This window comes from Adhaeribacter radiodurans, assembly GCF_014075995.1.
Classification (GTDB): Bacteria; Bacteroidota; Bacteroidia; order Cytophagales; family Hymenobacteraceae; genus Adhaeribacter; species Adhaeribacter radiodurans.
Map to the genome: position 1 here is coordinate 455,525 of NZ_CP055153.1, position 12,607 is coordinate 468,131.

General features: G+C 40.1%; 11 protein-coding genes. 10 read left to right on the plus strand and 1 reads right to left on the minus strand.

The window, feature by feature from the left end; translation table 11 throughout:
- The first annotated feature begins 139 nt into the window (after window positions 1-139).
- From ccsA to HUW48_RS02420, 5 genes are all read left to right on the plus strand, one after another.
- On the plus strand, window positions 140-2,731 hold the full coding sequence (gene ccsA / locus HUW48_RS02400; RefSeq protein ID WP_182414154.1) for a cytochrome c biogenesis protein CcsA: 2,592 nt from the start codon (window positions 140-142) through the stop codon (window positions 2,729-2,731).
- Between the two features lie 86 nt (window positions 2,732-2,817).
- Window positions 2,818-3,639, plus strand: coding sequence for a Rossmann-like and DUF2520 domain-containing protein (locus HUW48_RS02405; protein ID WP_182414155.1), 822 nt, complete (start codon window positions 2,818-2,820; stop codon window positions 3,637-3,639).
- Window positions 3,640-3,857: 218 nt separating this feature from the next.
- A complete protein-coding gene (locus HUW48_RS02410; RefSeq protein ID WP_182414156.1) occupies window positions 3,858-4,352 on the plus strand; it encodes a KdsC family phosphatase in 495 nt (164 codons plus the stop codon).
- Window positions 4,353-4,461: 109 nt separating this feature from the next.
- On the plus strand, window positions 4,462-4,656 hold the full coding sequence (locus HUW48_RS02415) for a cold-shock protein (RefSeq protein ID WP_182414157.1): 195 nt from the start codon (window positions 4,462-4,464) through the stop codon (window positions 4,654-4,656).
- 121 nt (window positions 4,657-4,777) lie between these two features.
- Entirely contained in the window at window positions 4,778-5,632 is an 855-nt protein-coding gene (locus HUW48_RS02420) for a geranylgeranylglycerol-phosphate geranylgeranyltransferase (RefSeq protein WP_246343659.1), read from the plus strand.
- Window positions 5,633-5,816: 184 nt separating this feature from the next.
- Here HUW48_RS02420 and HUW48_RS02425 read toward each other — a convergent pair whose 3' ends face one another.
- Entirely contained in the window at window positions 5,817-7,052 is a 1,236-nt protein-coding gene (locus HUW48_RS02425; RefSeq protein WP_182414158.1) for a DUF2264 domain-containing protein, read from the minus strand.
- A gap of 299 nt (window positions 7,053-7,351) precedes the next feature.
- Between HUW48_RS02425 and purN the strand changes: the two genes are divergently transcribed.
- From purN to HUW48_RS02450, 5 genes are all read left to right on the plus strand, one after another.
- On the plus strand, window positions 7,352-7,933 hold the full coding sequence (purN, locus tag HUW48_RS02430; RefSeq protein ID WP_182414159.1) for a phosphoribosylglycinamide formyltransferase: 582 nt from the start codon (window positions 7,352-7,354) through the stop codon (window positions 7,931-7,933).
- 160 nt (window positions 7,934-8,093) lie between these two features.
- Complete coding sequence (gene purH / locus HUW48_RS02435) at window positions 8,094-9,611, plus strand: bifunctional phosphoribosylaminoimidazolecarboxamide formyltransferase/IMP cyclohydrolase (protein WP_182414160.1); 1,518 nt, start codon at window positions 8,094-8,096, stop codon at window positions 9,609-9,611.
- Between the two features lie 345 nt (window positions 9,612-9,956).
- Window positions 9,957-10,982 carry a rod shape-determining protein gene (locus HUW48_RS02440; RefSeq protein WP_106932712.1) on the plus strand — a complete coding sequence of 342 codons (1,026 nt, stop codon included), beginning with the start codon at window positions 9,957-9,959 and terminating at the stop codon, window positions 10,980-10,982.
- An 8-nt stretch (window positions 10,983-10,990) separates the two neighbouring features.
- On the plus strand, window positions 10,991-11,890 hold the full coding sequence (gene mreC / locus HUW48_RS02445; RefSeq protein ID WP_182414161.1) for a rod shape-determining protein MreC: 900 nt from the start codon (window positions 10,991-10,993) through the stop codon (window positions 11,888-11,890).
- A 61-nt stretch (window positions 11,891-11,951) separates the two neighbouring features.
- Window positions 11,952-12,407 carry a hypothetical protein gene (locus HUW48_RS02450; RefSeq protein ID WP_246343661.1) on the plus strand — a complete coding sequence of 152 codons (456 nt, stop codon included), beginning with the start codon at window positions 11,952-11,954 and terminating at the stop codon, window positions 12,405-12,407.
- The last annotated feature ends 200 nt before the right edge of the window (window positions 12,408-12,607 follow it).

Consider the following 12,607-nt stretch of genomic DNA (forward strand, 5'->3'; position numbering starts at 1 on the left):
ATTATCTTATAATTTTATATTCTAATACTTTTTATTAATCTGGATAATGTTTAAATAGTGTAATTAAAGCGAGTAAAGGCTATGAACGAATCAACTAATTCATAAGTCCAAACTCATAACTCTAAACTTATAAAAAGTAGTGATAAATACGTTCATCGGTGATCTGGGGCATGCAAGTGTGATTGTAGCTTTTGTAGCAGCAATAGTAGCCGCATTGGCTTACTTTATGGCAGCTAAAGGTAAACCTCTCGGCGAGACAGATAAAAATTGGCGCAACCTGGGGCGAGGTGCTTTTTACGTTCATACTATTGCGGTATTAAGCATTATTTTTAGTTTGTTTAATATTATTTATAACCACCGCTACGAATATTATTACGCCTGGAGCCACTCTTCCAATTACTTACCCACCCATTTCATGATTTCCTGTTTCTGGGAAGGCCAGGAGGGAAGTTTTTTGCTTTGGATTTTCTGGCATACCTTACTGGGCTTAGCCATTATCAGGTTTAATAAAAAGTGGGAGGCGCCTACTATGGCGGTTTTCGCTTTTGTGCAATTATTCCTTACTTCTATGATCCTGGGCATAGTAATAGGTGATTTAAAGATAGGTTCATCGCCGTTTATTCTCCTGCGTGATTTTATGAGTGATGCACCGGTATTTAAACTTAATCCGAACTTCATTCCGAAAGATGGCACTGGCCTGAATCCATTACTGCAAAATTACTGGATGGTAATTCACCCGCCAACCTTGTTCCTGGGCTTTGCAATTACCTTAGTGCCTTTTGCTTTTGCTATTGCCGGCCTTTGGAAGCGCGAATACACTTCCTGGATTAAACCTGCCTTGCCCTGGAATTTATTTGGGGGATTAATTTTAGGGGTGGGTATTATGATGGGCGCTTATTGGGCCTACGAAACCTTAAATTTTGGTGGTTACTGGAACTGGGACCCGGTAGAAAATGCCGTTTATATTCCTTGGTTAGTATTAATTGCGGCATTACATACGCTGGTTATTTACAAGCGGAGCAAGCATGCTTTGCGCACTTCGTTTATTTTAGTAATTACTACATTTTTACTAGTACTCTATGCTACCTTTTTAACCCGTAGTGGTATATTAGGAAATGCTTCTGTTCATTCTTTTACTGATTTAGGTTTGTCCGGACAATTGTTTGCCTACCTGGCAGCTTTTGTGGTACTATCAATTGTTTTATTGGTTCGTCACTGGGCAACTATTCCTGCTACCGAAAAAGAATTAACTACTTACAATAGCGAGTTTTGGGTATTTATTGGAGTGGCTATACTGTGCTTGGGAGCCTTCCAGGTTCTGGTTACCACATCTATTCCGGTTTATAACTCATTCCTGGGCTTTATCGGTATTAAATCAAACATGGCTTTACCCGCCGATCAGATTGCACATTACACGAAATTTCAGTTATGGATGGGCGTAGGGATTGCTATATTTTCCGGGCTGGCACAGTTGCTTTGGTGGCAAAAGAACGACAAGTCTAAAGTGCTAAATGCTCTGGCAGTTCCAGCTATTTTAACTTTGCTTTTTGTAAGTCTGGTGTATATGCTGGGCAAAATAGGTTTAATTCCTAAAGTAAATACCTTCTCTTACTTTGTGCTGCTATTTGTATCGGTATTTTCCATATTCGCTAATATTAGTATGGTGCTTACCTTAATCCGGCGGAAAGTAAAATTATCGGGTGGTGCCATTGCGCACATTGGTATTGCCTTAATGTTATTTGGTATTTTATTTTCGTCGGGTTACTCTAACATTATTTCGAAAAACACTTCGGGCTTGTTGTATTCCCGCGATTTTCCGGATGATATAAATCGGGATAACGTGCTGTTGTTCCGGAACGAGAAAGTACCAATGGGACCTTATGACGTAGCTTACCGAGGGCGCTATTTTGAGGTGAAAGATTTTCCGGAATACGTAAATAAGCAATTATTATTTCAATTGGCGGATGAGCATAAAGCTCTGGTACGGTCAGATATTAAGTATAAAGATAAAATTTACTTTAAGACTGGCGACACCGTAAACGTGTATCCGGAAAATACTTATTATCAGATTGAATTTAAAAACCGGGAAACGGGCAAAGCCTTTACACTTTATCCCCGAGCGCAGGTAAATCCCGAAATGGGCTTTATTGCCTCTCCGGATATAAAAATGTTTTCGGATAAAGATTTATACACCCACGTACGGGTAGCTGCCGACGATAAAGAAAAACAATGGAGTGAATTAAAAGAACAGGATCTGGCAATTGGTGATACTTTGTACCTGAACGATTATTTTGCGGTATTAAAAGCTATTGAACCAACTAAAGATGTAAAAGGTACCCAACTGGGTCCAAACGATGTGGCCGTACAAGCCGATTTTATTATTTCCGGCGAAGACAAAGATTACCACGCTCACCCGGTTTTTGTAATCAAAGATAACTTGGTAGGACGTATTCCGGACGAAATAGAAGATTTAGGCTTACGCCTGACTTTCCTGAACATTGATACTAAAAATAATAAGTTTAAAGTGGGTGTAAATACCACGCAGAAGGATTACATTATTTTAGCCGCGGTAGAAAAACCGTTTATCAATATTCTTTGGATAGGCACTATAATTATGTCAGTAGGTTTTGGAATGGCCATTGTGAAGCGCTATCGGGAAGCCAAAACCGTAGTTAACCCCGACGCGGGCAGCTCTAAAAAGCGTGCCGTGCGTAATAAACAAATGGCTTAAATAGGTTGATTCAAATGATCAATATTCTACAAGAAAGCGGAGAATTCTCCGCTTTTTTATTTTAAGCATTTTATATTTGTTTTGATATGACATCTCCTCTTTCTATTGCACTTATTGGCGCCGGAAATGTGGCTTGGCACCTTGGGCACGCGTTTGAGCAAGCGGGTCACCGGATTATTACCGTTTACAGCCGAACTTTGGCTAAAGCTGAATTTTTAGCAGAAGCTTTGTTGCAAGCTCATCCTACCCAGCAGTTAGACTTTAGTTTAGTTAAAGCCGATATCTTTATTTTAGCTGTAAAAGACGATGCGGTAGCAGACGTATTGAAGCAAGCTATTTTCCCGATTAATAGTTTAGTGGTGCATACCTCTGGTAGTTTACCTGTTTCGGTATTTACAGCGCAACCAAAAATCAGAGGAGGGGTTTTCTATCCTGTTCAAACTTTTAGTAAAGAAGTAGCTATTAATTTAAAACAAACTCCTATTGGTTTGGAAACAAGCAATCCGACGGATATGGATTTGTTGAAAAAGCTAGCAGAAAGTATTAGCGACCAAGTATTGGAACTAACCACAGAAGCTCGTAAAATAATTCATCTGGCGGCTGTTTTTGCCTGTAATTTTACCAACCATTTACTTGGAATTAGCCAGGAATTATTGGCAAAGCACCAGCTTAAATTTTCGGTATTACAGCCACTCATAACAGAAACTTTTCAGAAAGCTTTTACCCACTCACCCTTTCAGGTGCAGACTGGGCCTGCTGTACGTTCTGATGAAAACATCCTGACCCAGCACCAACAATTACTGCAGCAAAATTTAAATTACCTGGCTGTATATACAACGCTATCTCAGAGCATTCAGCAAAAGGCAAAAGAACTAGCCGAGTTAAACCAGATAGATAACTTAGAATAACCCTATAAATTACTCTCCTTTAAATTACCAAAGGCATACATGTTACTGCTCTGGAGCAAGTCTGCTTTAATAGTGAAGTCTCGGGAGCGTGAGGTATTTGGATACTCGGATACCGTTAAAGTAAATAATTACTATTTGCTGGATAAATTATTAATAATTTAACACCCGAACTGTAAAACAAATAGCTTTTGTCCGTGGATTATGGACTAATTACTTTTATGAACGAACAACCAAATTTTTCTAATAGCAAAGCTTTTATATTTGATGTAGATGGGGTATTAACTGATGGTTTATTGTACTGCCTGGCAAGTGGTGAGCAGGTGCGGGCCTTTAACATTAAAGATGGATATGCTATCCGGCATGCCATAAAAAAAGGGTATGTAGTAGCCATTATTTCGGGCCGAAAGGAAGAAGGTGTGTACAAGCGCTTACGCTCATTGGATGTAGAACATATTTACTTAGGAGTAGAGAATAAAGCCCAGGTATTTGCGGCATTTCTGGAGGAACAAAATCTTTTAGCTGAGCATATTGTATACATGGGAGATGACGTGCCCGATCTGGAAGTAATGCAAAAATGCGGAATAGCTGCCTGCCCGGCCGATGCCGTTTCCGACATCAAAAAGGTTTGCCACTATGTGTCTGAAGTACCGGGTGGTAAGGGCGCTGTAAGGGATTTAATTGAAACTGTATTAAAGACACATAGCAATTGGTGAATTATTAAAAATATTAGAATAATTATTTATTTAGAAGGTTGAAAACTTGTGATTCTCTAAAATACTTTTATCTTTACGGAATCATTTAATTCAAATTCTTTAAATTTTTATGAAAACAGGAACAGTAAAATTCTTTAATGAATCCAAAGGTTACGGGTTTATTACTGATGATCTTAGCAAAGAAGACTTCTTTGTCCATGTCACCGGATTAAGCGGTGGTCAGATTCAGCAGAATGATAAAGTTGAGTTTGATACACAAGAGGGCAAAAAAGGCATAAATGCAGTAAACGTGAAAAAGGTATAACAAGATATTTAGGTATCCTGCTAGTTTTAAAAGCCTCTTCTGCTAAGAGGCTTTTTTTATGTGCTATTGATTTGCGTACTTTGCCAAAGTATAGCTTTATTTGGAAAACCGGTTTTAGCACGTGAAAACTATTTTTAGACTCATCCGGTTTACCAATTTAGTACTCATGGCTTTTTGCCAATTGTTGGTACGAGCCTGTTTACTTTTACCGCACCAGCCTTGGTCGCAGGTTTTGTTCGACACCCGCTTTTTACTCCTGTTATTTTCTACTTTTTGCGTAGCAGCGGCCGGCTACATTATTAACGACTACTACGATATTAAAATTGATGCCATTAATAAGCCCAAGCGAGTAGTAGTAGGTAAGTTCGTAAACCGGCGCCAAGCCATGCTCGCGCACCTGGTTCTATCCGCCATAGGAGTATTCGTTAGTTTTAGCCTAGGTATAAAAGTGGGACTTATTCATGTGGGAGCAGCTTTGCTGTTATGGGGCTATTCTGCCCGGCTAAAACAAACTTTTTTAATAGGTAATATTACCATAGCCCTACTGTCGGCTACCATGGTATTAGTTGTACCAGTTTTTGATAATCTGGCTAATAAAGCAGTGTGGGCCTATGCGGCTTTCGTATTTTTAATATCCATCGTGCGGGAGATTATAAAAGATATGGAAGACGTAAAAGGAGATGCTAGTTTTGATTGCCGGACTTTACCCATTGTAGTGGGGATACCCGGAGCGAAGTGGTTTCTTTACTTTTTTATTACTGCCTTTGCTATTACTTTACTAACAGGCGTTATTTACCGGATATACGAAGTTTTGTTTACTGCTTATATCCTACTATTGGTAATAGTACCCATGGGGTTTTTAACGTATAAAATCTACCGGGCAGATCGCAAAAAAGACTTTACCCGTTTAAGCCGGCAAGTGAAATGGATTATGCTGGCAGGTATGCTTTCTATGCTATTGTTCCGATATGCATAGTAGTCGATGGTTGATAGTTAATAGACCACAGTGTGAAGGAGTGAATGCTGGAATAAATGAATGAGTGCGTATTTTAAGATATAATACTATACTGCGACTAAGTAAGATTTAGAATTAGAAAACTTTAAACCTTCCAACTTTCTAACCTTCAAACTTTTCAACTCTTCAACCTGCAACTAAAAAGCTAACCTTTAATAGCATGATCAGTAGGCAAGTCTATGCCGGACCAAGCTTTTTTCGCTGTCCAGTCTAGGGGCGGTGCCGACCAAAATTCATTTGTGGCGGGTAATCCCAATGGCAACATACCGGTTGTACACAAATACAAACTACCCGTAGAAATATACGTTTCGCCGATGCTCGGCTGATGGCCACAAAAACCAATTTGCAACCAACCATTTTTATTGAAAGTATTTGGAGCAGAAATTGTTTTTTTAATAACTGCCGTAAGCGCACTTCTTACCTGGGTGGGTTTTATTTCGTTACTTAATTTCTCCATTAACACCACCTGTGCCAAAGCTTGAAATGCCCCAAACCGATAAGCCAGGGAGCGGCCTACCGGTGGAAACGTTCCTTCCGGGGAGATTAACCTTTCCTGAATGGCGGCATAACGCTGAGCCCGGTGCAGAATAGTTTGATAGAGTTCTTCATGTTGCTTATCGTGTTCCGCGAGGGTTTTAGTAATATCCACTAACATCGGGTGAATGACGTAACTGTTGTAGTAGTCAAAATGAAATTCTGGTCCATCGCCGTATACACCATCACCTTTATACCAATTCTGGTGTTCCTTTAAGGCATAATCTACCCGCATAGCATCCCATTGCTCGCCTAAACTAAGTAGGGCAATTTCTATCATGGCGCTAAATAAAAGCCAGTTGCTGTAGTAAGGTTTTATTACCCGGCTCGATTGTAAAGCTTTAATTAGTTGGGTACGTGTTTCGGGTTCTATTTTATCCCGCAGTTGTTTTGGTGCTCGAATAAGAGCATGGCTCAAAAAAGCGGCATCTACTACCGGTTGGCCACCTTGATTAAAATTCATGAAATCCGGAGATTGAGGATTCACCGACATCTTTAAAGATTGATGTACCAGATCCAGGAATTTCTGTCGTAGTTTTCCTTCCGGAGTATCATCTGGTCCTATTTCCAGCCAGGGAGCCATACCAGCCAGTAATCGGCCAAATGCTTCGAGGTAAGTATATTGGGGGCGATCTTTTTCCTGTCCTCTTGCTGCTTCAACCGGCATGGTTGCTTTTAACTTGCCCTGGCTTAAATTCATAAGCACAGGGTCGGCAATTTTAGTAAGAGTTTGCACCCAATAATCCCGGTCATTGGTTTTAGGAATTATAGAAGCACCAGAAGAAGGTAAAACCGAAGTACCTACCCCCGCCAGAAAGGAAGTTTTAAGAAAATCGCGCCGAAACATATAATAATTTACCTCTGATAAATGTCAAATATATAAATAACCCATTACCCCCGAACTTTTCTAAAGGAAATCTTACCGTAATTATACTTCTGATTATAAATAAACGGCTGCTGTAAAGTTTAACAAAAAATAACCAAAGTTTAACTTCCTTGATGTAGCTGCTATTTGAGTTTTATTTGGAATAGCGCAAAGACAACATAATCAGCTTTAAGTTTTAGTAACCTGTTTATAAAATTTACTTTCCCGTTCTTAAGTCCCTAAATAATCACCTATATTTGCCCCTTTAAAACTACTTCGGTTTGGCTGATATAAAAAAGCATATTGTTCTTTTCGCCTCCGGATCTGGCAGCAATGCGCAACAGATAATGGCGTATTTTAAAGACCATCCGCAAATAAAAGTGGTTGCTCTTTTCTCTAATAAGCCCGATGCTTACGCTTTAAAAAGAGCCGAAGCATTTGAGATATCCTCTTTTTCTTTTACCCGTGAAGAATATAAAAATGGTGTCTTGCTCCGCCAGGTAGAGTCGTTTAAACCCGATTTACTGGTACTTGCCGGCTTTTTGTGGCTGATTCCTCTGGATTTTCTACAGGCTTTTCCTAATAAAATTATTAATATTCATCCGGCCTTGCTGCCTAAATATGGCGGAAAAGGAATGCATGGTTTGCACGTTCATCAGGCTGTTTTAGAAGCTGGCGAAAAAGAATCGGGTATTACTATTCATTACGTAAATGAGCACTACGACCAGGGTGGGAGTATTTACCAGCACACTTGCCCGGTAGATCCTAACGATACTCCAGAACAATTAGCAGCGCGGGTACTCGAGCTCGAACACACGTATCTACCCCGGATAATAGAACAATTGCTGCTTTCTAGTCCATAAATTAATGGCGTGAAGGAGTGGATATTTTAAATACAATACTATACAAGAACCAGGCATACCTTAAAACGAAAATTACTTGCAACCTGCAACTTGTAACCTGCAACTAAAAATAACCTTCCAATTTTAACCTGTAACCTGCAACTCGTAACTTATAACTATAATGAAAAAAATAAAATCAGCTTTAATTTCGGTTTATTATAAAGATAAGCTGGAGCCGATTGTAGAATTGCTTAATCAATACAACGTTCAGCTATATTCAACGGGTGGTACCCAAACTTTTCTGGAAGGGCTGGGCGCTAAGGTAACGGCCGTGGAAGATTTAACGCAATACCCTGCAATTTTTGGCGGACGGGTAAAAACCTTACACCCAAAAGTTTTCGGTGGCATTTTGCATCGTCGGAACCACGAAACCGATTTAGCTGAAACTGAACGTTATGAAATTCCCGCTATTGATTTAGTAATTGTAGATTTATATCCCTTCGAAGAAACAGTTGCTTCCGGAGCGTCAGAAGAAGATACCATCGAGAAAATTGACATTGGTGGTATTTCTTTAATTCGGGCGGCAGCAAAAAATTTTAAAGATGTGCTGGTAGTTTCGTCGCGGGAGCAGTACACCGAAGTAGCCGAACTATTAACAAGCAAAGAAGGCGCTACCGACCTGGAAGATCGTAAACGTTTTGCCGCCAAAGCATTCGATATTTCTTCGCATTACGATACTCATATTTTTAATTACTTAAACGCCGGCGAAAATTCTGTGTTTAAGACTAGCTTACGCCAGCGTACTCCCCTCCGTTACGGCGAAAACCCGCACCAGCAAGGAGCTTTCTACGGCGATTTAACGGCTCTTTTTGATCAATTACACGGTAAGCAATTATCGTATAACAACTTGGTTGACGTGGATGCTGCGGTAAATTTAATAGATGAATTTACCGACGAACCAACCGTAGCTATTATCAAGCATACCAATGCCTGTGGAGTAGCTGTAGCCTCTACATTAGAACTAGCTTATCTGAATGCTTTAGCCTGCGATCCGGTTTCGGCCTTTGGAGGTGTTATTGTCGCTAATCGGGCAGTTGACAAAGCCACCGCCGAAGAACTACACAAGTTATTTTTTGAAGTGCTGATTGCGCCAGAATTTGAAGCGGAGGCTTTACAAATTTTACAAGCCAAAAAGAACCGCATACTTTTGCAGCGCAAAAATATTGCTTTACCCGAAAAGCAATTTAAAACTCTTTTAAACGGAGTAATTGAACAAGACAAAGATTTAAAAACCGAAACGGAAGCCGATTTTAGAGTAGTAACCAAACGGGCAACAACCCCCGAAGAAAACCAGGCCTTGGTTTTTGCCGCTAAAGTGTGTAAACATACTAAATCCAATACCATTGTGTTGGCTCGTGCCAATCAATTACTGGCAAGTGGTGTGGGGCAAACTTCCCGGGTAGATGCACTTCGGCAAGCCATTGAAAAAGCCGAGAGCTTTGGTTTTAGTTTAAAAGGAGCAGTTATGGCTTCTGATGCTTTCTTTCCTTTTCCGGATTGCGTTGAGATTGCTTCTAAAGTAGGCATTGAAGCCGTGGTTCAGCCTGGTGGTTCAGTAAAAGATCAGGATTCTATTGATTTCTGCGACTCGCATAATATGGCAATGGTATTTACCGGAATTCGTCATTTCCTGCATTAATTCTTCAATAGTAAGTATACCTATGGTTTACGGCGACTGGCTTATTGGGGCTGGCCGCCGTTTTTGATTAGTAAAAAGTAAAAATTCTCTCAAACTGGTTCTAGGTAAATTACTATTATATGCTTTTTGTAATATTTAATCAGGAGGGTGCTGGCTTTGATTAGGGAGGAACAAAATATTCTTGATTTTTGGTCTTAAGGAGGTTAAATTCGAATTAAATGAATGGTAATTAAAACTGTTTGACAGTATTGATTAAAAATTGTTTAATTTCGCAGCCTATAGCGTTGGATATTACTAACGCACCAAAATTTTTAACTGCTGCTACTATACGTAGTTGATAAAAGCATGGGATTATTCAATTTTTTAACTAGTGATATAGCTATTGATCTGGGTACGGCCAATACCCTCATCATTCATAACGATAAAATTGTAATCGATGAACCTTCTATTATTGCCATCGATCGCACCACTAATAAAGTTTTAGCCGTAGGCCGGAGTGCCATGCAAATGCACGAAAAAACCCACGATAATATTAAAACTATCCGGCCTTTAAAAGATGGTGTAATTGCCGACTTTCATGCCGCCGAAGAAATGATTCGGGGTTTAATTAAAATGATTGATACGGGTAATCGCTTGTTTCAACCTTCGCATCGCATGGTTATCTGTATTCCGTCGGGCATTACCGAAGTAGAAAAGCGGGCTGTGCGCGACTCGGCCGAACATGCCGGAGCCAAGGAAGTATGGATGATTCAGGAACCAATGGCTGCTGCTATTGGCATTGGGATTGATGTGGAACAGCCCATTGGTACCATGATCGTGGATATTGGCGGCGGAACCACCGAAATTGCCGTAATTGCACTTTCGGGTATTGTATGCGACCAGTCTATTCGGGTAGCCGGCGATGTATTTAATAAAGATATTCTCGATCATATGCGTCGTCAGCATAATTTACTCATTGGCGAACGCTCGGCCGAAAAAATTAAAATAGAAGTAGGAGCGGCCCTTACAGATTTAGAAACTCCGCCCGCCGATTATGAAATTCGTGGCCGTGATTTAATGACGGGCATTCCTAAGGTAATAAAAGTTACCTACACCGAAATTGCCATTGCCTTGGATAAATCGGTTTCTAAAATTGAAGAAGCTGTTTTAAAAGCTTTAGAAATAGCCCCACCAGAATTGTCAGCCGATATTTACGACAATGGCATTCATTTAACCGGCGGCGGTGCCATGTTGCGGGGCTTAGATAAACGTCTAGCCGCTAAAACCAAACTGCCTATTCATATTGCCGAAGATCCTTTGCGCGCCGTAGTACGGGGTACGGGAGCTGCCATTAAAAATATAAACGGTTTTAAGAACGTGCTGCTCACCTAAGGCCCTGAATGCGGAATTTATTTGCGTTCATATATCGCTACCGGGCATTTCTGGTTTTTATTTTACTGGAAATTGGGTGCGGGTACCTTATTATCCGGAATAATAAATACCAGAATGCCGCATTTTTTAATTCCGCTAATTATTACGTCGGAGAAGTATTAGCTTTTCGGAGCCAGGTATTCGATTATTTCCGCCTGGTACAAGTAAATCAGACGCTGGTGCAGGAAAATACGAACCTCAGGCAGCAGCTTTACCGCATACAAGCTATCCGGGCGCACGATAGTTTACCGGCATTTTCCGATTCAGTTTTTATTCAGACCGATAGTATTCCTACTTACGATTCGTTAAAAATCCGCTTGGCGCACGAGTATATTCCGGCCAAAGTTATTAATAATTCTATCCGTCAGTTAAATAATTTTTTAACCCTTAATGTAGGCAGCGCCGATGGTATAAGTCCGGGTATGGGAGTAATAGCTGCCGAAGGATTAATTGGACGGGTAAAAACAGTTTCGCTGCATTTTGCTACGGTTACGTCGTTGCTGCATAGTAAAATGTTTATTGCCGCTAAAATTAAGAGCCGCTTGCCTGGCACAAATAATACCATAGGTACTATAAAATGGGACGGTGCCGATGCCCGAATGGCGCTATTGGATTACGTGCCTTTAGACAAAAAAATTGTAAAAGGGGATACAATAGTTTCATCGGGCTATAACGCCGTTTATCCCGATGGTGTGCTAATTGGTACTATTGTTTCAGCGAGCCGGGAATCAGATAAAAGTTTTTACACGATTAAAATAAAATTAGCCGTTGATTTTTCCCGTTTATCGTTTGTGTACGTGGTAAAAAATAAATTTCAGGCCGAACAGGATTCTTTAGAAATTAAAAGCGGAGTAATACCAAGTGAATAGTTTACGCATTATCGGACACGGATTACGCCTTGTAATTTTGCTAGCGATGCAGGTGTTCGTTATGCATAGTTTAGTTCTCTTTGATACGGGCTTCTGCTTTATTTACCTGGCTTTTTTATTGTTCCTGCCTATTCAAATGCCACCCGTATTGCTGTTACTACTGGGGTTTGTTACCGGCTTTACTCTGGACCTTTTCTACGATACGGGTGGCATTCACGCGGCGGCAACGGTTTTGTTAGCCTACCTGCGACCGTATATTTTACTATTATTAACTCCTCGCGATGGCTACGACCAAAATGACTCGGTGAATTTACATATAATGGGATGGCGCTGGTTTTTGGTGTATAGTTTTATTTTAATCTTCTTTCATCACCTTATATTTTTCTTTCTAGAATTAGCCGGAATTAAACTTATCGGATTTACTTTATCAAAAGTTGTCGTGAGTACATTATTCACGGGAATGGTAATGATTATTATTCAACTGCTATTTTTCTCCCGCCGACGCTCAAGCCGGTAAATGGTTGGGAGGTTGATATTTAGTTCAGAATCTACAGTCTATAGACAACAACTCCTAATTTTCTTTTAAGAAGTAAACTGCTCTGTTGATTGTTTTAAAAGAATAGTAACAAACCAAAACTTAGAATTAACTTTTCAACCTAAAACTATCAAACGTTCCAACTTTTCAAGTCCACAACCTGTAACTTGCAACTTTATAAA

Bases quoted from the DNA above. Each gene is read 5' to 3' on its own strand.
- HUW48_RS02405 (WP_182414155.1), top strand. From the start codon at position 2,818: ATGACATCTCCTCTTTCTATTGCACTTATTGGCGCCGGAAATGTGGCT.
- HUW48_RS02410 (WP_182414156.1), top strand. From the start codon at position 3,858: ATGAACGAACAACCAAATTTTTCTAATAGCAAAGCTTTTATATTTGAT.
- HUW48_RS02415 (WP_182414157.1), top strand. From the start codon at position 4,462: ATGAAAACAGGAACAGTAAAATTCTTTAATGAATCCAAAGGTTACGGG.
- HUW48_RS02425 (WP_182414158.1), bottom strand. From the start codon at position 7,052: ATGTTTCGGCGCGATTTTCTTAAAACTTCCTTTCTGGCGGGGGTAGGT.
- purH (WP_182414160.1), top strand. From the start codon at position 8,094: ATGAAAAAAATAAAATCAGCTTTAATTTCGGTTTATTATAAAGATAAG.
- HUW48_RS02440 (WP_106932712.1), top strand. From the start codon at position 9,957: ATGGGATTATTCAATTTTTTAACTAGTGATATAGCTATTGATCTGGGT.
- mreC (WP_182414161.1), top strand. From the start codon at position 10,991: ATGCGGAATTTATTTGCGTTCATATATCGCTACCGGGCATTTCTGGTT.
- HUW48_RS02450 (WP_246343661.1), top strand. From the start codon at position 11,952: ATGCATAGTTTAGTTCTCTTTGATACGGGCTTCTGCTTTATTTACCTG.